This is a genomic window from Paenibacillus sp. FSL M8-0334 (assembly GCF_038000405.1).
GTDB lineage: Bacteria > Bacillota > Bacilli > Paenibacillales > Paenibacillaceae > Paenibacillus_AQ > Paenibacillus_AQ campinasensis.
In genome coordinates this window covers 1-17,964 of the sequence record NZ_JBBOCH010000002.1, presented here as the reverse complement: position 1 = coordinate 17,964, position 17,964 = coordinate 1, and the positions used below count along the sequence as shown (strand labels likewise).

Here is a 17,964-nt window from a genome sequence, read left to right as displayed (position 1 = left end):
GCATGGACCCATCAACGGCTAAGTTACTAGCGCAACTTGCCGCCAAATTGGCTGCTGACGAAGAAGCGCGCAAACGTCTCCTCCTTCTAATCGCCGTTCCTATTGTCGCGCTTTTGCTTCTCATCGCCATGATTTTACAACTGTTAACTTCACCGATTGAATCCCTCAAAATCTGGCTCACTCCCAATGAAGCTCCAATTGTTGAAGATTTACGCTCCGATTACGGATACACGCAATTGTTGCAAGCAGATGAAGAGGGTTACAAGGAAAGCAATGGCCAGCAATACGAAGGTGTCGTATTCCAGGACGGCGGCCGAGAAGTCGTGTACTTTAACCAACTAGATATCCGATGGGCAGACAAGCCTTACGGCCCAAACGATACGATTGGTGTTGCAGGTTGTGGCCCGACTTCTCTTTCCATTGTGGTCTCCACGCTAACCGGTCAAACGGTTGATCCGGTCACCATGTCCAAGTGGGCCTATGACAATGGCTATTTGGCAGAAGGCACCGGCAGCTACCACAGCTTGATTCCAGACGGAGCCAAACATTTTGGGTTACAGGTAACTGGTGCGACCGTTAAGGATAAGCAGACCATCGTCGATGCTCTGGGTGCCGGTAAGCTCGTTATCGCCATTATGGCCAAAGGGCATTTCACTTCATCCGGCCATTTCATTGTTCTGCGCGGCGTTACGGAAGATGGGCACATTTTAGTCGCTGACCCGGCTAGCAAGAAAAGGAGCGAGCAGTCTTGGGATTTCAATATCATCCTAACTGAAGCCCGACAAAACGCTGGGGCGGGCGGACCGTTTTGGATCATTTCATGAAAGGAGTTGGCACTTCTTATGTCACGCAATGCTAACGTATCCTCTAATGCATCTCTGTTGAACGCCATTACACCAATGGGCCTTGGTTTTTCACGTGCGGGCCTTACCGTCGGAGAAGAGGCAGCTAAAATGTATGGCGTCATCCAATACCCGCAAAAAGTGGACATTGGCTGGCTCTCCCCTCTCACCAATCTGCCTGCTACGATGGTCGCCATCGGTTTTCAGCCGATTGACAACAGCGCCTTAATCAATGCTATTTCCAAGTCCATTACCCAAAACCGCAGTCTGGCCGACAGCGCCAAAGACCCGCTTACCCGCCAGCGGGCAGAAAAAGCGGCAGCGGACGGCGAGCAAATCATGCTGCAAATTGACCAAAACGGCGAAACGGTAGGACTCATGAACATGGTCGTCATGCCGTTTGCCCATGAAGAAACGCTATTCAACCGAGCTTGTCGCCGCGTTGAAAACACATTCAGCATGATGCGCTGTAAAATTCGCACGCTTGCTCATCTTCAGAAAGAAAGCTAACCCATTTGTCGCCTTTATATCCTGCTCAGGAGCCAATCGAAAATGTATTGAACAAAATCATGCCGATGAGTACCTTCGTGGGTGGTTTTCCGTTTGCCAGCAGTGGCTTCAATGATGGAACCGGCTATTACCTAGCCAAGGACGCCAGCGGCGGACTGATTATTGTTGATCTATGGCGGCGCGGCGGGGATCGAACGAATTCCAACATCGTGGTGATGGGCATAGCCGGTGTGGGCAAATCGACGGCGGTTAAACATATTGCGCTTAGCGAGTACATGAAAGGAACCAAAATCATTTTCGTGGACCCCGAATCCGAGTACAAAGAGCTAACTCTGCGCTTAAACGGCGATTGGATCAATGCCGGCGGCGGCGCAGGCGGAAAGATCAATCCGTTGCAAATTCGCCCAGCTCCTCGTGACGATGATGACGAGGAGCATCCGCTCTATAAGGATGAAGGAAACGGCATGTCGGATATGGCCTTGCATCTCAAAAATTTGGAGATATTTTTTAATCTTTACATCCCTGACCTTACAATGATGCAAAAAGCCGTTCTCAAGCAATGTTTAATCGAGCTATATCATCAATTTCAAATCACATGGACCACCGACATCACTAAACTGAATTCCGTGGACTTTCCAACGTTTTCTGATCTCCACAACCTTATCTCTGCCAAGGAACAAGCGACACAGGATGACATCTATAAAGAATTATCCCTGCTGTTGCACGATATTGCACACGGCGGGGATTCTTTTTTATGGAATAGCCACAGCACCATTCAAACCCGCAGCCGCTGCATTTGTCTGGATACGCATTCGCTTCAAAATACGTCCGATAACATCAAGAGAACGCAATACTTCAATTTGCTATCCTGGTGCTGGGAGCAGATGTCGCAGGATCGGAATGAACGGGTACTGCTAATCTGTGATGAATCCTATCTCATGATCGACCCGAACGTTCCGCAAAGTCTAGTTTTTCTTCGGAACGTCGAGAAGCGAGCACGGAAATATGAAGCGAGTTTGGCCATTATCTCTCACAGCGTCGTGGATTTTCTGGCTCCTGAAGTGAAGATGTACGGTCAAGCGCTGCTCGATATTCCTTGCATCAAAATCCTGATGGGAACCGATGGACAAAACCTCAAAGAAACTCGGGAACTGTACAACTTAACTGAAGCTGAAGAGGAGCTTCTCGCCAGTAAAAAGCGCGAACACGCTCTGCTTATGATCGGCTCCAAACGAATGCACGTTCACTTCGAGATTCCCGAGTACAAGTTTGCTTATATGGGAGCCGCAGGAGGACGATGAATGATGAATAAAAAGAAGCAACTCATCGAGCTTTTCATTTATATTGTCATCGTAATTGTAGGATCAATCCTATTGTTTATGAAAGAAGGATGACCATGATTCTGTATCTGACCAGCAATACGAATGTGAATTTACTGGATCAATTAGAGACGGAGCAAGAATTGCCGGTAAAAAAGCTGACCGGACAATTCTCGCTTCTATCCTTTGTGGTGAAAGACATGCGGCATTTTAGTCACGTTCGATACGTAACGATTGATCGGAAAGCCGTAATGGAATCTGATGAGGAAATGCTTCAAGCTCTGTTATCGTTTCAAACGATGTATGAAATTCGAATCATTGTCATTGCCGAAGGGCTGCCGGAGAGTAGCCCTTTTCTTCAACAACTGATCCGGGCTGGAATCACGAATGTAGTAACTTCAAAAAGTATTGAGACGATGTTATTAGAAATACAAGATTGTTTTTCGGAGCAAGGGATGCAGCGTTATACTCATTCTGTTTCCTTTGAACCAGTAGAGGCAACGTCGGAAACAAATCAACCTGATGAAGAGAAATATATTTTTGACTGTAAGAACATTCGAATTGCCATAGCTGGTAGCGATCGACGGGTAGGCGTTACGACAACGGCAATGAATTTAGTTTTTTGGATTCAAGCCCATGGAGGGAATGCCTGTTATTTAGAAGCCAATACGAGCAAGCATTTGGCTCACATTATCCATCTGTTCGAGCCGGAGAAATCGGGGAACTCTTATGTAATTGAGGGGGCTAATTTTTATTTAACCCCTGAGTTTGATCGCGATTATAACTTTATTGTGACGGATTGTGGAGTTTTGGGTGATCCTAGGGTACAAGAATCCTTTATACAAGCAGATATTCGTATACTTTGCGGCTCGGCTATGCCTTACGAATTGCCGATGTTTTATCGGGCTATAGAGCGATGCAAAGACCTGCCTGTACATGTAATAGGATTATTTGTACCTGAAAGTTTACACTCCTACTTGCTTCAAATGATAAGAAACGACATTCTTTTCGGAGATAACTCTCACGACCTATTTGATTCTGTAGTAAACAGTCGGATATATAGACTATTTTGAAAGAATATACGTTGCGTTATTCAAAATCAGATTGATACAAATATGAGTATTAGTATTTTCAAAAAAGCATGCTTGGAAAGTTCCTTGAATCGTGGAGGAAGATGTCAGAATGGACTGCCATCTTCCTTTTCAATCTTTACTACTTTTCCATGCAGTATAAGCGATTGTAAAAACGGCGGCAACCAGAAACACCAACCACCCAGGATGCCAAGCATTCCAAATAAAACCGATCGCCAGAAAAACAACAGCTGCCAAGGGCCAAATTACCGCATGAATCCAGCCATGTTTGCTCGATTCCTCATCTTTCTCATATTCCTTTACATATTCTTCATTGTTGGTAACCAATCGTTCGCCCTCCAATGCCGACCCTGCAATAATGAACAAGTACACAGCAGATGCCCATGCCAGCGGCATTAGCACTAAGAGGGGATCTCTATCAGCCTGACCAGTGTCGTTAGTCAAAAAAGGGATCCCAAAACTTAATATAATGATCACAATTCCGGTGACGATTAATATTCCATACCTTTTACGATTGACCAAGTTTTTCTGTCTAAAATCTTTAATAAACGAATCATCAAAAACTAATGGTTGTGTTTCAAGTTCCTTGTACGCTTTTACGCTAAAGCCTTGCCACACCAAGATAGCCACTCCAACAGCAACGACCATCATAAACAACACATAGCTAAACGCTTCTTGAAAATACATAGGCAATAAGATTGAGGCTATAAGAATAGCCACTCCGGCGGCGATTTTTTTGGCACCCTGCTTCTTACTTAAAAGATAGGCTTCCACAACTTCCTGACTGGCATAATAGCCTTCCTCAGTCGTTCCGTGTTCTCCAATGGACTGATCTTCATCCTTTAACAGGTAATCGAGCGAAACCTGGAATAGCCTGCTCATTTTCACCAGTTTTTCTGTTTCCGGAAATCCTTGACCGTTCTCCCATTTACTAATTGCTTGTCTGGAGACTTGTAGCTTTTCAGCAAATTCCTCTTGGGACCATCCTTTTTGTGCCCTCAGCTTTTTTAGTTTTTGATAAAATTCCATTCTCTTCACCTCACTCTTATCGTAAACCGACAGCCACTATTTATCTATCTATCAGAGGTTGCAACCTTGCCATTTTCCGGTTGCACCTTCGCTTTTTTTGCGTAGCATCGCGATTTTACTCGTTGCAAACACTCGTTAAGCGAGTTTTTGCAGGTGAGATAGCTAGATAGTAATTCTGTAATCAAACCCATGCAGTTACTAATCCGGGTTGTTGCCTCTCCATTCGAATTCCTCCATCCATTTCCACGCAGGTGCGTTCTACGAAAGGCAGAGCTCGCCTGTCAGTCGGTCAGTCGAATAGCCAGACAAACACAGCCCCTCTTGTTAACCGCGAGTTGCTCCTTTCATTTTTGAAGCAAAGCTTTTGTCAGATTCGAAATTTCCTCGATGATAAGTCCAGGTTCATGGTGATGCACATAGTGGCCCGCGCTATCTAATATTATTTGTTTGCTGTTTGTAGACCATTCCGCCAACGCTTCCTGAGACTCCGACCACCCCTGGATCGCTTGCTGATTGATTCCCGATGTGAACCAAATTAGCGGAAGATCCCCAAGATGACCGGCCTCGATTACTTTTTTAGCATTAGACTGCAGATGCAGCATTTCGTCAATGACTGTGTCATTCGAAAAATTTTTCAAGAACATCGCAAGCTGCAATTTCTTGAGCGACTCAGGAATATGTTGCCCATATCCTTCTTCTGGCTGAAGCAAGGTATCGGTAACGGAATCAATATGGGATAGCATACGCAGCACGCCGGTGTTTTTCAACGTTTGCATGATCTTTTGAGCTGCTTTCGAAGGTGTCTCATAGGTCTCGTAAAATGTTGGATTGCCAGCATCAAGCAGAACAATACCCGCAACTTCTTCCGGATGTATCTGGGCAAAGCGAATAGTTTCCAGAGATGCAATGGAATGTGCGACAAAAAGATAAGGGCCCTTCTCCCCGCTCTCATGCAATAAGGTGTGCAATTCTTGCGTAATGATATCAATATCCCTTGGAACCGATGTTTGATCACTCCAGCCATAACCAAAGCGATCATAAACTACCACCCTGGACTGCTCTGAGAGTTTCTCATGCAACGGGTAGAAATCCACATATGGATTTTCCGTGCCATGTCCCGAAGCCAACACAATGGTCATATCTCCTTCACCTTGTGCGTACACATGCATCTGTTTCTCTTCAACCTCAACCATTGTGCCCAATGGCGGATATCGGGTGGCTTCCGCCTGCTTGCTTCGATCTTGGTAAATGGAACCCGCGACTCCTGACACTACAAGCACCAACACGATAATCAGCACTACTTTCGGCCATCGCTTCTTAAACAACTTTGATTTTTGTTCTGATGCCATACTCAACCCTACTTTCATTTGTTGTTCGTTCATCCCGTTCCAACGAGCTTCATTTGCAATCTTGTCTCAATCATGCTATTATCATTATATAAAATAATAATAGATAGTCAAGCAATCCTTATCGTTGCACTTTCAGCAACCTATACAAATACGAGGTGATACTTGTGAAAAAAACCGATTTACTGCTTCATCCTGTACGGATGCGAATCATTCAACAGCTGCTTACGGGAAAACCTCAAACCATTATGCAATTGGTGGAAGCACTTGGGGATGTGCCGCAAGCAACCTTATACCGCCATATGAAGCTGATGCTGGAATCCAACTTGATTGAAGTTGTCCAAGTCAACAAAATACATGGACAAGAAGAACGCGTCTATGCTGCCGTACAAGAAAATTTGTCCATTTCAGAAAGTGAAGCATACTCCGCTTCTCAAGAGGACCATCTGCGGTACTTCTCCGTCTTCCATACCAATCTGCTGCAACAGGCAACCGCTTATCTGAGCAAAACACCGGTTAAGCAGTACGCGGCAGACGGATTCGGCTACTGGAATGCACCGCTCCATATGACGGATGAAGAGTTTGCATCTTTTGTTGCAAGCATCAATGAATTGCTGGATAAGGTTGCCGCGTATAAGCCATCTCCAGAACGTAAAGCACGTCTTTTTGCTTCGATGATGATTCCGCAACCTCAAAAACCAACAAGTAAAGGAGAATAACGATGAATACTCAGTTTTTATTTAACTCTACTGAAGTCGTCTTATCGTTTTCCGGGTTAACAGCCATTACAAGTTTCAAGCGCAAATTGATAATTCCTTATTCCACGATTATGTCCGTGCAGACAGGGCCATTCCAAGAGCGCGTCACGGCATTGCCAACTGGAGGGGTATCTCTGCCCTTTTATCGGACTGGACGCTTTCTCCATAACGGAAAACGCACCTTTATGGCCTACTCGAAACGACATTCAGTCGTCATTCTCGAATTAGCTCCTTCGTCTTTATACCAGCGTATCGTTGTGGAAACCGAACAGCCTGAACAAATCAAGCAGCAGTTAACGGCCCGCTGTCAGCATTTATAATCTGCCTATTCTGAAACATAACTTAACGATTTTCGATAATATGACACGTATGCAAGTCCGCGTCGACGACCCGTTTGCATCCGTCTATCTGAAGTATGTCAATGAAGAAGAAATTTATGAACTGATCCGTAATTTGACAAAAGATTATAGCTACTATATACTCTTCCTCATTGAAATTGCAAATGGAGGGGATTTTTTGATCAAGGCTGGAAAATGGCTATTCTTTCTCGTCGGTATAATCGTTTTAGTGTCATGTGCATCATATTTGGAAGCTGAACCTGAAGAAAAAGAATTTGAATTTGACGGAACTACATTAAACGTGATACAGAATAGTATTCCAACCGATCTTTTTGCCGAAGAACGTGAAAATGTGAAGGTAGTGAGAAAACTACACGTTAAAAACGGCTCGGTTGACGCAGACTGGAGCTTGGTCGACAATACGTTGAACTTGAAAGCCACTTGTTTTGGTCTAGCAAATTGTGATGCACGATTCGAGGTCTACGTTCCTCTTGATGTGGAGGTTCTCCGCAATGGAAAGCCGACGCAGCTTACCGGAAAAGCTGAATGATCTACAATGTGAATATCAGTCGTGCTTGAGGATTTCTTAAAGATTGTAGCAATCTACAAGAAATATAGGAATCGTCAATATGGCATACTATTATCCTGTCAATGGAAAGGAGTTTTGAAAATATGACCAATCCTACCGCTGAACGTTTTATACAAGAGTTGCAGCAACATCAAAATGAAGCGGAAATCGAAAAAATGAAAAAGTTTTTTAAAGGTTCCGATGAAAACACAAAGTGCTTAGGTCTCAACATGCGCACGGTATTCCAAATTGCTAAGCAATTTACGGATATGCCTTTAACCGAAGTCGAACAGCTTCTGGAAAGCGATTATTATGAAGTGAGAATGGGCGCCGTGAGCATTATGGATTTTCAGGCCAAGTCCAAGAAAATCTCCGACGATCAAAGACAGGCACTGTACGAACTGTATATAAGGAGACATGATCGAATCAACAACTGGGACTTTGTTGATCGTGCCGCGCCATCTGTAGTCGGAAACTATTTGCTGGATAAACCGAAGGATAAACTGTACGAAATGGCACACTCCTCTGATATTTGGGAACGAAGAACAGCTATGGTAAGTACGTATAGCTTTATCAAACAAGGAAACACCGAGGACACCTTTGCCATCGCTGAAATACTGGTAAACGATCCGGAAGAATTAATTAACAAGGCAGTTGGCAGTTTTATTCGTGAAGCCGGCAAAAAAGACGAAGAAAAGCTGAAGTCTTTCCTGAATAAGCACGCTCGCACCATGCCCAGAACCACCTTAAGGTATGCAATCGAGAAGTTTGATAAAAGTACAAGAGACTACTACTTAAATTTAAAGAAGAGTTAGCGTTATAATAAAGTAGATCATTAAAGGCAGCCCTTCTTGTCCAAAAGGGCTGCCTGGTTTTATTATGTCGCCCATGAATGCACATTTTTAGCCGATGAGCGCATGACAGAACAGAAAGCTCAGTAAAATGTTTTTAATTCCCGACTTCTGCTAAACTTATATGCGGCAATCAGAAAGAACATCAATGCGAAGGCCAGCAAAATAACAAGATTCAACAAGACGTCACTGAGCATACTGCCCTCCTGCAGTTGACCAATCGTTTCAAGCAGCCAATATTGCGGCAAAAATTCTGCGATACTTTGCATGTAAGTCGGCATGACCTCTACCGGGAACATGCATCCGGCCAAAAGACTAGTCGGAATAATGATCAAGGTCTGCCAGGCGTTGGCCTTCATCGAATTGTCCGCAAGTGCAACGATCATGAGAGACAAGCTGACCGCTACCAGGGCAAAAAACATCAAAACGATAAACAGCAGCCAAGCCGATATGCCCGGGCTCATTTGAAAAAAGACCATCATAACTAGCAATGTAACTCCAATTTGGAGCATCATGACCAGCATGTTTACAATCATATTGGATGCTGTATACATATTGCCCGTCACAGGCGCGCACAACAGTCGCTGATAAGTTCGGTTTTCTTTTTCCTTGATCATTATTCCAGATAAACTGACCGCGGAAAACATCATCAAAATAAGCAGATAACCAATCGACTGTTTAGACATGCTGTTTGATACGGATTGATCTTCAATTTGAACAGTAGACAACTGAAAATCACTTTCGTTATATTGTTCGTACAGCACCCTGAAATCCTCCTCGCCTTGCGCCACGTCACCTATAGCCGCAATTCTGGCGATCCACATGTTGAAATACGACTTGACATATGACGTGACCGCTTGTCCTTGGATCGATACGATTCGAACGTTCTGAGGATTTCCGCTGCTCAAAGTCGAGGCAAATCCGTCTGGAAAAATGAATACGGCATCCAGTTCTCCCGCCACAAGGCGTTCGTTCATTTCCGACTCGCTGATGATTTCTGTAGATACATTATCCAAATTGTCTACGAAAGAGATCGCATCTTTCGTAAGACTTTGCTCGCCATCTTGATTGACGATCCCAATGTACAATGCACTGGTAGACGAATTTGCAAACATTAGAGAGGCAAGTACAATACCGATGACGGGCAACAGCAAATAAACAACCCAATTTCGATAATTTTTAAATGTCGTTATCAAGGTTTTTCGTACAAGCCAAATCGTTTGTTTCAATTTACAGCCCCTCCCGCCTGCGCAGTAAATATGTCGTCGCAATTAATAACAATGCGGCGCCGCAAATATTAAACAGCATAGCCTGAGTGGCGGCAGAACTCGCTTCTGTGTATATGGCTTGGAAGATACCTTGATTCGTCCAGCCAAGCGGAGACATATTCGCCAACACCCCCAGAAAGCCACCAGCATCTTGAATGGCAAAATAAGCGCCGCCGAAAAAAGCTTCCAGCTGAACGATGATCATAAGCACCACTCCAGATGCGCTGCCTTGAAGCAAATAACCCATCCCGATGCCGAGCGAGAGAGCAAACACAATTTGCGAGAACAAGACAGCAAATACCAAAGCAAGTCGCTCGCCCCAATAGGCTTCGAACATCATCGAGCTAAAAAAAACAATAAGGATAACAAACATGGCGTTCAAGAAAAACGTTCCGGCAATTTTACCGATAAAAATTTGCAGTCTTGTAACAGGTGCTGCCAGCAACCGCAGCGCTGTATTTCGCTTCCGTTCGCTCTCCATTAGCTGCCCGGCCGTCAAAGCACTAAAAAGGATGATTAATGTTGTCATGGTGATCGCATAATAGTCCATTGCACCCGGCTGCCTGTCGGCATGTATGGAAACCTCCTCTACATGATTGATTACATTGTCTATGCTTTGCGCCGCTGTATCGTCCACTCTTTCCCTTCCTGTGATCACGGTTTCGAGATTGTATCCCATAGCAAATGCGGTAAGCATTCCTTTAACCATACTATTTTCAAGTTCGCTGCGATCGTTGCCATAGTATTCTATCCCGTCGCCAGAAATCGTCACATACCCCGTGTAGCGACCGTTCTGTACATCCTGTACGGCTGCTTCATAGCCCCTCCCCGCTTGTTCAAAAAAGAACCCGGACTGCTCCGCTACTCGAACAAACGACTCCCAAGATTCCTGAAGCATACTATCACCGGTTTCAAGCTGAGTAAGCAACCTTATTTCATTAATCTCAGCACTACTGTTAAAGGCATTGCTGAGCACCGTCCCCAAAATGAACATAAGCAAAAGGGGAGTCGCCAGCATAAATACCAACATTTTCGGATCACGAAACGTCTTCAGCTCTTTCAGTGCGATTCGTAAAACGTTCAACGGCTGCACCTCCTTAACTTCCAGTTTTCATGTTTATTCACGCAAACTTCGGCCTGTCAGCGTCAGAAAGACCGTTTCCAGACTAGGCCGCATCGTCTTTATAGAAACAATTTTCACATTTTCACTGATCAACATGCGAATAATGTCATTCATGTTGTTCACTTCCGCAGCCGTACTTATAATGACTTTGTCATCTGTCATATGGGCGGTATTCACGCCCACAATGCCTTGCAATTTTTCTGCGCGAAAGTGTTCCGCAGATCGAACCTCGATTTCAATTTGAGTTTGCTCTGCAATAATGCTCTTGAGCTGTTCTTTGGTCCCTTCCACGATGATTTTCCCATGATCGATAATGGCGATGTGTGAACAAATTTCCTCTACTTCATCCATGTAGTGGCTTGTATAAATAATCGTGCAGCCCGCTTCATTCAACTTTTTGACGGATTGCAAAATATAGTTTCTCGTTTGTGGGTCGATCCCCGCAGTCGGTTCATCCATGATGATCAATTGAGGCTGATGGGCGATGGCACAAGCAATATTCAGTCTCCTCTTCATACCCCCTGAAAATTTTTCCGGATAAACATGCTGTTTGTCCGTGAGTCCGACAAAGTCCAGCGCCTTTGCCACACTCTTCTTCAATTTATCTCCTCTTAATCCATACAACCCGGCAAAAAAAGCTACATTGTCATAGGCGCTCATGTTCTCATATATAGCCAGTTCTTGAGGTACAACGCCAATGTTCGCCTTGGCAAATTTACGGTGCTTGGCGATATCCTTTCCAAGTAGCTTGATCTTCCCATCCGTAACGGTCAGCAGCGAGACGATCATATGAATCGTTGTGCTTTTTCCGGCTCCGTTCGGACCAAGAAAGCCGAAAATTTCTCCCTCCTTTACGGAAAGGGAAATATGGTCTACGGCGATAAAATCACCGAACTTTTTCGTTAATTTCTCAATCTCAAGCACATTCATCTGAGCATCCTCCCCTCCATGATAGGGTTATCATATAAAAAAGGATGCACCTGTACCAGTGCACAAGTTCATCCTTCCCCATGAGATTCTTCACATTTTTTATAAGGGATCAGCGTTGTTACCGAAAAGCCGCCTGAACCGTCGACAATAACCGTCCCTCCGATGGTGGAAGCCCTCTCTTCCATCCCGATGATACCCATTCCTTTGATTACTTGCCTTTCTCCATTGCCGTTATCGGAGACCATACATTTAATCATCGTATTCAACACCTGAATATGGACTGTCACGACGCTGGCCTGTGCATATTTCATCGTATTTGTTAACGATTCCATCATGTTCTCCTCGAAGATCTTCCAGTGAATCGGGGCAATCCTATCGAGATTGCCTTCATGCGTCAAGAATATTCGAATCGGTTGCGTTGCGGAAAATTGCTCGGTAAGCCGTTTCATGCGGCGCAATCCAAGCTGTTCCGTCAGCGGCTTCATATTTTTGAGCACGAGACGAATGCGCTCAATGCCTTCTTTGGAGATATGGATGGCATTCTGCAGCAATTCGGCCGTTTTTGCAGGATCGTTATCCATCAGCCGCTTTGCTGCCTCCATTTGAATCAAGGCTCCTGTCATGGAGTGGCCGATTTGATCATGAACCTCCTGCGACAGTCGGTTGCGTTCCTCCAGTTTATAAGCATGCTCCGCTTGCCTCATAAATTCTTCATTTTGCGCCAACCGCACCGTTAGCTGATGTATATCGTTTCTCATCCGGTCCGTTTCATCAGATAAATACTGCACCTTGCTTTCGTAAATGTTTAGCATCGTCAAAAACACAAACCCCAGTGCGGCAAACAATCCGTAGTCCAGCAGCCATTCATTGGGCAGGACGACAAGCGGGATGAACACAATAGCCGCTCTGAGCCAATGATTTCGAAACAGCTGTGCGGCCAACTCATACAAATTAACAGGAATAAGCACAACCAAAAGCGGATACAGAGCATAATGGAAAACAACCAGAACAGCGATGGAGCATGCTATCATGACGAGCTTCAGGTATCTTCCGATCAAATGAAAGGAAATATTCAAGCTTACATAGATCAGGATAAACAACTTCATCCATGGTGATACAACAGCACCGGACATAAAGTATGAAACGACCGCATAGAGCAGCATCATGACTTTGAGGCTGATGATCCACAATTCCAACTGGTTATGCTTCATCTACTTACCTTCCCCGGTCAAATAATAAATCGCGATTTGGGTACGATGCGCGAAGCCGGTCTTGCCCAATATCGAAGTAACGTGGTTGGCAACCGTCCCTTCAGATATAAACAGCTTTTCTGCAATTTCTCTGTTAGTCAAACCTTTCGCGATCAAAGCCATAATCTTCAGTTCTCTCTCGGTGAACGGGCTAGTGTCAAAGCTGTATCCCGCATTTTTCGCCCCATCTTCATATCTCGGACTAAGGCTAAATCCGGATCTCATCTTATCCAAAACCGTATCTTGCAACACATGGTGGCCGTTGTACACTGTTCTTATCGCATCGCGTATTTTTTCAGGATCGTTATTTTTCAGCAAATATCCGCTGGCACCGTATTTTAATGCATCCTCAATGAAGGTGTCGTCATCAAAAGTGGTCAATATTAAACACTTAGCAGAAGTGCGTTCCCTGATAAGCTTAGTTGCTTCCAGCCCATTCATGTTAGGCATACGCACATCAAGCAAAGCGACATCTACAGTATATTGCTCACAATACTTGACGGCTTCCTGTCCATCCATAACCGTCGCAAGAACCTCAAACTCCTCAAACGTGGATAAAATGATTTTCATCCCCTCACGTATAAGGGAGTTGTCATCCGCGACAATAACTTTTATTTTCAATAAGTCCACCCCCATTCCGATGATTAACAATAGGATAACACCCTAACTAGAACATCGCATAGTGGTAGGCGAAATAGAGGGGAAGTTCTTTATGAGCAACAGTTGTTACTGTCAGTCAACTTCAAGATCCACCTCCCATTGCATCCTGCGGCGAAAATCCAAAGTAATGTGTTATGTATGGATGCAAAAAAACATTTATATATGTCAATAGATGTCGTATTAGGCTTCTATAATGTGAATAAGAAGAAAGGAGACCTGAATTTTGAGCTGATCCGTAATTGGACAAAATACTATAGCTACTATATACATTTTTCATTGAAATTGCCAGGGTTGACATCAACCTCTCTCTGAGCCGATGTTTGATCCCTCCACTACAAAATCGAACAACTGAAGTTGGAACGGCTTCTGGGAAGTGATTGTTTTGGGATGCCCATACCACTTTAAGATACGCAATCGAAGAAGTTTGATAAAAGCACAAGAGACTACTGCTTAAATTTAAAAAAGAATTAGCCTTAATGTTTAAATTGAGCGAGAGAGGTAGAAAGTGATGAAGCCTTTATCAGGAAAAGTAGCTTTGGTTGCTGGAGGAACCCGGGGAGCGGGCAGAGGCATCGCCATTGAATTGGGAGCAGCAGGTGCAACCGTCTACGTGACAGGCCGTACAACACGGACGAGGCGCTCTGAATACAACCGACCGGAAACGATTGAAGAAACCGCTGAACTCGTTGATCTGGCCGGCGGCACCGGAATTGCGGTGCAAGTCGATCACCTCGATCCCGTTCAGGTTCAGGCTTTAATCGCAAGAATTGAACGCGAGCAAGGTCAACTGGACATTTTGGTTAACGATATTTGGGGCGGCGAATATATGGTGGAGTGGAATGTCCCCGTGTGGGAACATTCATTGGAAAACGGGTTGCGTATGCTCCATCTGGCCATAGACACCCATATCATTACAAGTCATTACTCGCTGCCGCTACTCATCCGCAAGCCGGGCGGGCTCGTTGTGGAAGTCACGGACGGCACGAAAGCCTATAATGAAACAAACTACCGGTTGTCGTTATTTTACGATTTGGCGAAGAACTCCGTCATCCGAATGGCCAAGTCTTTGGCGCATGAACTCGCCCCTTACCAAGGGACTGCCCTCTCCGTATCGCCAGGCTGGCTGCGCTCCGAAATCATGCTGGAGGAATACGGCGTAACCGAAGCAAACTGGAAAGATGCGCTCGTTCGCGAACCGCATTTCATCATTTCCGAAACGCCACGCTTCATTGGTCGCGGGATTGCAGCATTGGCTAATGATTCACAAGCCGTTCGCTGGAGTGGGCAATCGACATCAAGCGGTGAGCTTGCCAACGAATACGGGATAACGGATCTCGACGGCTCACGGCCGGATGCTTGGCGTTACATCGTCGAAGTTCAGGATGCAGGCAAGCCGGCAGATGCTAAGGGGTACCGGTAAATCTCAGCCCTTGATTACATTGAGCAGTCTAAGATATACTATAAAAATAATGACATCAGGCCGATGATGAGAATCCAACTCGGAGGCGTTTTCGTCAAGGGGAAAAGTTCCCCCTAAGTTAACCGGGTCCGCCCGTTACCGTGGAACTGAGTGGATTGAGCAGTTTATGCTGTTCGATCAATTTGGGTGGCACCGCGAGAACAGCGCTCTTCGTCCCAATCGGACGAGAGCGCTTTTTATATTCTCATTAAAAGGAGTTCGTTGCCATGTTGGACATCAAATGGATTAGGCAAAATCAAGCGGAAGTGCAAACTGTCGCGGATCAAAAAGGGATTTCCCTCTCGATCTCTCAATTGGTCGCATACGATGACAGAAGGCGGAGCCTGCTCCAGCAGCTGGAGCAGCTGCGGCAGGATCGCAACCGGCTAAGCCAGGAGATCAGCGGGTTGATGCGGAGCAATGAGCGTGAGAAGGCTGACCGCAACAAACAGCAGGTGAAGGAAATCAATCAACGCTTAAGTACCGTGGAAGAGGAACATAAAGAAGTCGAAACCCATTACAGACAGCTCATGCTCCATGTACCTAATGTGGTGTCGCCGGATACGCCTGCGGGCAGCTCCGATCATGACAATGTAGAGGTAAGAGGGGCAGGTGAACCGACAAGGTTTGATTTCGAGCCCAAAGATCATGTCGCGCTTGGCGAGCTCCATCAGATGATCGATATCCCCCGCGGCGTTAAGATCGCCGGCAGCCGCAATTACTATCTTACAGGCATGGGAGCGCTCTTGCACCGGGCGGTCCAGCAGTTGGCCCTCGATGTGCTCATCCAAAGAGGGTTCACGCTGCTTGAGGTGCCGCTCATGGTCCGGACAGAGGCATTGGTCAATACCGCACACTTCCCGCTAAGCCAAAGTCAGACGTTCAGGATGGCAGAAGAGGATAAATGGCTGGTGGGTACATCGGAGGTGCCGCTTGTGTCGTATTACGACCATGAAATCGTGGATGTCACCGAGCCCATCCGACTCGCTGCCATCTCAACCTGCTTCCGCAATGAGGTAGGATCGGCAGGAAAAGACGTTCATGGCTTGTACCGGTTGCATCAGTTCTCAAAGGTTGAGCAAGTCATTTTGTGTGAAGCCAGTTTGGATACATCGGAACAGCTATTGCAAGAGATCACAGCCAATGCGGAAGAGATCCTGTCGTTGCTTGAGCTGCCTTATCGCGTCATGGCTGTATGCACAGGCGACATGTCTCAAAAAACCTACAAACAATGGGACATCGAAACCTGGATGCCAAGCCGCCAAGCGTACGGTGAGACTCACTCCGCCTCCAATCTGCTGGATTTTCAAGCCCGTCGTTCGAACATTCGATACCGGAATGCGGACGGAAAGACGCAATTTTGCTACACCTTGAACAATACTGCCATCGCTTCGCCCCGTATATTGATCCCACTGCTGGAGAATCATCAGCAGGAAGACGGATCCATCCGGATTCCGGAAGCGTTGCGGAGATACATGCAAGGGCTGGAATTTCTGAAGCCCTGATAATCTAAGGCAGCCCTTCTGTCCACAGAGGGGCTGTAGGTTTTATGATCACTAGAAGTGCGCTTTGATAGGAGGTTGGGAAGCGGACACATCGAGCGAGGGAGTTTGCCCGATGAAAATCTCGATATACTGCCGTCAATCGTGGCCCATGAATTCCACCATACCGTCTTGTTTGCGAACGGCAAGTGGGATTTTATGGATATTACTGTTGCCAAATATTTGGCGGTGAAGGGGCTTGCCGAGAGATTTGCTGAGAACCTGTACGGCTTTGAATCGCGGCGACCCTGGGTGAATAGATTAGCTTGCGATGAGTTGGAGCAAGCGCGGCGTGTGATTAGGAAAGCGCTTGACGTTAAGGGGTTCGGTGAAGTACGCAAGTATATGTTCGGAGACCAGGCGAGCTACGAGGGTGCCGAACGTACGGGCATCCCTCCTATAGCGGATATGCCATTGGGTACCGTGCTGTTCAGGCCTTCCTAAAGAAGACAGGGGATTTCCGTTGAAGAGGCTGCACTATTGAGCGGAGAAGAAATCATGAAGAATTCAGGATACTTCCAAAATGTTTAATGTTCCCTTCGTAGTAGAACAACGAATATTGTTCGGTGCAGAATGCGAGAAGCGGCGTTGAAGACCAAATCTGATTGCAGCACCGAAAAGGAGGATAGCTTGTATGTTCACAAGCCACCCTCTTCCTTTTCATAGACCAATCTTCTTGTCGGCATGAAGTCTCTCTAATACTTTTCCCAATCTACTAGTTATAAGGAATGGATATCCCCATTCATTTCAAATGGGCAAAGACAGTATCTAGCTGTTCGGTCATTAAATATCTTGCGTAGTAAACGTACTTTAACACACAGTTCCAGGGTACGATACACCGTTGCCATTCCTAGCTTGGGAAGCTTTCTCTTAGCCGCTAAAAATACCTCTTCCGCCGTTAAAAGCCCTACACCTTTTACTACAAATATATTTATTATTGCAGCGCGCTGCTTTGTCCATCTTATACCGCACTGCTCCATTCTTGCTTTCAACTGATCCATATATTGATCTGGCACGGGAGCCATATTCATCATCATGGAAACCCTCCCTATCACCCGATGCTGCCTTCCATTTCAAACTT

General features: G+C 45.6%; 19 protein-coding genes. 11 read left to right on the top strand and 8 right to left on the bottom strand.

What is annotated here, in order from left to right; all coding sequences use genetic code 11:
- The first annotated feature begins 2 nt into the window (after nt 1-2).
- The 4 genes from MKX64_RS14075 to MKX64_RS14060 all read left to right on the top strand — a co-directional run bounded on the left by MKX64_RS14075 (nt 3) and on the right by MKX64_RS14060 (nt 3,744).
- Nucleotides 3-824, top strand: a complete 822-nt coding sequence (locus MKX64_RS14075; RefSeq protein ID WP_341036340.1) for a C39 family peptidase — start codon at nt 3-5, stop codon at nt 822-824.
- 18 nt (nt 825-842) lie between these two features.
- A complete protein-coding gene (locus tag MKX64_RS14070; protein ID WP_341036338.1) occupies nt 843-1,352 on the top strand; it encodes a hypothetical protein in 510 nt (169 codons plus the stop codon).
- Nucleotides 1,353-1,399: 47 nt separating this feature from the next.
- On the top strand, nt 1,400-2,653 hold the full coding sequence (locus tag MKX64_RS14065) for a VirB4 family type IV secretion system protein (RefSeq protein WP_341036336.1): 1,254 nt from the start codon (nt 1,400-1,402) through the stop codon (nt 2,651-2,653).
- A 95-nt stretch (nt 2,654-2,748) separates the two neighbouring features.
- Complete coding sequence (locus MKX64_RS14060) at nt 2,749-3,744, top strand: hypothetical protein (RefSeq protein WP_255223019.1); 996 nt, start codon at nt 2,749-2,751, stop codon at nt 3,742-3,744.
- Between the two features lie 129 nt (nt 3,745-3,873).
- Here the strand turns inward: MKX64_RS14060 and MKX64_RS14055 are convergent, their stop codons facing one another.
- Both MKX64_RS14055 and MKX64_RS14050 read right to left on the bottom strand, forming a co-directional pair.
- A complete protein-coding gene (locus MKX64_RS14055) occupies nt 3,874-4,791 on the bottom strand; it encodes a helix-turn-helix domain-containing protein (RefSeq protein WP_095398197.1) in 918 nt (305 codons plus the stop codon).
- A 344-nt stretch (nt 4,792-5,135) separates the two neighbouring features.
- Nucleotides 5,136-6,173: an alpha/beta hydrolase gene (locus MKX64_RS14050; protein WP_341036333.1), complete on the bottom strand. Its 1,038-nt coding sequence runs from the start codon at nt 6,171-6,173 to the stop codon at nt 5,136-5,138.
- A gap of 131 nt (nt 6,174-6,304) precedes the next feature.
- On the opposite strand from MKX64_RS14050, the gene MKX64_RS14045 reads away from it, so the two are divergent.
- The 4 genes from MKX64_RS14045 (at nt 6,305) to MKX64_RS14030 (ending at nt 8,616) form a co-directional block, all read left to right on the top strand.
- Nucleotides 6,305-6,856: a helix-turn-helix domain-containing protein gene (locus tag MKX64_RS14045; RefSeq protein ID WP_341036331.1), complete on the top strand. Its 552-nt coding sequence runs from the start codon at nt 6,305-6,307 to the stop codon at nt 6,854-6,856.
- Between the two features lie 2 nt (nt 6,857-6,858).
- On the top strand, nt 6,859-7,215 hold the full coding sequence (locus tag MKX64_RS14040) for a PH domain-containing protein (RefSeq protein WP_341036329.1): 357 nt from the start codon (nt 6,859-6,861) through the stop codon (nt 7,213-7,215).
- Nucleotides 7,216-7,255: 40 nt separating this feature from the next.
- Nucleotides 7,256-7,783, top strand: coding sequence for a hypothetical protein (locus MKX64_RS14035; protein WP_155618010.1), 528 nt, complete (start codon nt 7,256-7,258; stop codon nt 7,781-7,783).
- A 122-nt stretch (nt 7,784-7,905) separates the two neighbouring features.
- On the top strand, nt 7,906-8,616 hold the full coding sequence (locus tag MKX64_RS14030) for a DNA alkylation repair protein (protein WP_095398202.1): 711 nt from the start codon (nt 7,906-7,908) through the stop codon (nt 8,614-8,616).
- A gap of 119 nt (nt 8,617-8,735) precedes the next feature.
- On the opposite strand, the gene MKX64_RS14025 is transcribed toward MKX64_RS14030, so the two are convergent.
- The 5 genes from MKX64_RS14025 to MKX64_RS14005 all read right to left on the bottom strand — a co-directional run bounded on the left by MKX64_RS14025 (nt 8,736) and on the right by MKX64_RS14005 (nt 13,859).
- The gene (locus MKX64_RS14025) at nt 8,736-9,881 is read right to left on the bottom strand and encodes an ABC transporter permease (RefSeq protein WP_095398203.1); all 1,146 of its coding nucleotides are present in this window, start codon (nt 9,879-9,881) and stop codon (nt 8,736-8,738) included.
- Nucleotide 9,882: 1 nt separating this feature from the next.
- Nucleotides 9,883-11,013 carry an ABC transporter permease gene (locus MKX64_RS14020; protein WP_244865018.1) on the bottom strand — a complete coding sequence of 377 codons (1,131 nt, stop codon included), beginning with the start codon at nt 11,011-11,013 and terminating at the stop codon, nt 9,883-9,885.
- A 24-nt stretch (nt 11,014-11,037) separates the two neighbouring features.
- Nucleotides 11,038-11,973 carry an ABC transporter ATP-binding protein gene (locus tag MKX64_RS14015; protein WP_095398205.1) on the bottom strand — a complete coding sequence of 312 codons (936 nt, stop codon included), beginning with the start codon at nt 11,971-11,973 and terminating at the stop codon, nt 11,038-11,040.
- A 68-nt stretch (nt 11,974-12,041) separates the two neighbouring features.
- Nucleotides 12,042-13,184 carry a sensor histidine kinase gene (locus MKX64_RS14010; protein WP_095398206.1) on the bottom strand — a complete coding sequence of 381 codons (1,143 nt, stop codon included), beginning with the start codon at nt 13,182-13,184 and terminating at the stop codon, nt 12,042-12,044.
- Complete coding sequence (locus MKX64_RS14005; RefSeq protein WP_095398227.1) at nt 13,185-13,859, bottom strand: response regulator transcription factor; 675 nt, start codon at nt 13,857-13,859, stop codon at nt 13,185-13,187.
- 532 nt (nt 13,860-14,391) lie between these two features.
- On the opposite strand from MKX64_RS14005, the gene MKX64_RS14000 reads away from it, so the two are divergent.
- The 3 genes from MKX64_RS14000 to MKX64_RS13990 all read left to right on the top strand — a co-directional run bounded on the left by MKX64_RS14000 (nt 14,392) and on the right by MKX64_RS13990 (nt 17,327).
- Nucleotides 14,392-15,303 (top strand): SDR family oxidoreductase, encoded by a 912-nt coding sequence (locus MKX64_RS14000; RefSeq protein WP_341036322.1) that lies wholly within the window; start codon nt 14,392-14,394, stop codon nt 15,301-15,303.
- Between the two features lie 266 nt (nt 15,304-15,569).
- A complete protein-coding gene (serS, locus tag MKX64_RS13995; RefSeq protein ID WP_341036320.1) occupies nt 15,570-16,847 on the top strand; it encodes a serine--tRNA ligase in 1,278 nt (425 codons plus the stop codon).
- A 75-nt stretch (nt 16,848-16,922) separates the two neighbouring features.
- A complete protein-coding gene (locus tag MKX64_RS13990) occupies nt 16,923-17,327 on the top strand; it encodes a DUF2268 domain-containing putative Zn-dependent protease (protein WP_155618008.1) in 405 nt (134 codons plus the stop codon).
- 275 nt (nt 17,328-17,602) lie between these two features.
- On the opposite strand, the gene MKX64_RS13985 is transcribed toward MKX64_RS13990, so the two are convergent.
- On the bottom strand, nt 17,603-17,920 hold the full coding sequence (locus MKX64_RS13985; protein ID WP_095398209.1) for a Fur family transcriptional regulator: 318 nt from the start codon (nt 17,918-17,920) through the stop codon (nt 17,603-17,605).
- Nucleotides 17,921-17,964 lie beyond the last annotated feature (44 nt).

Excerpts from the sequence above, each read along its gene's own strand:
- MKX64_RS14030 (WP_095398202.1), top strand. The coding sequence starts at position 7,906 with ATGACCAATCCTACCGCTGAACGTTTTATACAAGAGTTGCAGCAACAT.
- MKX64_RS14005 (WP_095398227.1), bottom strand. The coding sequence starts at position 13,859 with ATGGGGGTGGACTTATTGAAAATAAAAGTTATTGTCGCGGATGACAAC.
- MKX64_RS13985 (WP_095398209.1), bottom strand. The coding sequence starts at position 17,920 with ATGATGATGAATATGGCTCCCGTGCCAGATCAATATATGGATCAGTTG.
- MKX64_RS14060 (WP_255223019.1), top strand. The coding sequence starts at position 2,749 with ATGATTCTGTATCTGACCAGCAATACGAATGTGAATTTACTGGATCAA.
- MKX64_RS14055 (WP_095398197.1), bottom strand. The coding sequence starts at position 4,791 with ATGGAATTTTATCAAAAACTAAAAAAGCTGAGGGCACAAAAAGGATGG.
- MKX64_RS14040 (WP_341036329.1), top strand. The coding sequence starts at position 6,859 with ATGAATACTCAGTTTTTATTTAACTCTACTGAAGTCGTCTTATCGTTT.
- serS (WP_341036320.1), top strand. The coding sequence starts at position 15,570 with ATGTTGGACATCAAATGGATTAGGCAAAATCAAGCGGAAGTGCAAACT.
- MKX64_RS14070 (WP_341036338.1), top strand. The coding sequence starts at position 843 with ATGTCACGCAATGCTAACGTATCCTCTAATGCATCTCTGTTGAACGCC.
- MKX64_RS14015 (WP_095398205.1), bottom strand. The coding sequence starts at position 11,973 with ATGAATGTGCTTGAGATTGAGAAATTAACGAAAAAGTTCGGTGATTTT.
- MKX64_RS14035 (WP_155618010.1), top strand. The coding sequence starts at position 7,256 with ATGACACGTATGCAAGTCCGCGTCGACGACCCGTTTGCATCCGTCTAT.
- MKX64_RS14000 (WP_341036322.1), top strand. The coding sequence starts at position 14,392 with ATGAAGCCTTTATCAGGAAAAGTAGCTTTGGTTGCTGGAGGAACCCGG.
- MKX64_RS14075 (WP_341036340.1), top strand. The coding sequence starts at position 3 with ATGGACCCATCAACGGCTAAGTTACTAGCGCAACTTGCCGCCAAATTG.
- MKX64_RS14050 (WP_341036333.1), bottom strand. The coding sequence starts at position 6,173 with ATGAACGAACAACAAATGAAAGTAGGGTTGAGTATGGCATCAGAACAA.
- MKX64_RS14010 (WP_095398206.1), bottom strand. The coding sequence starts at position 13,184 with ATGAAGCATAACCAGTTGGAATTGTGGATCATCAGCCTCAAAGTCATG.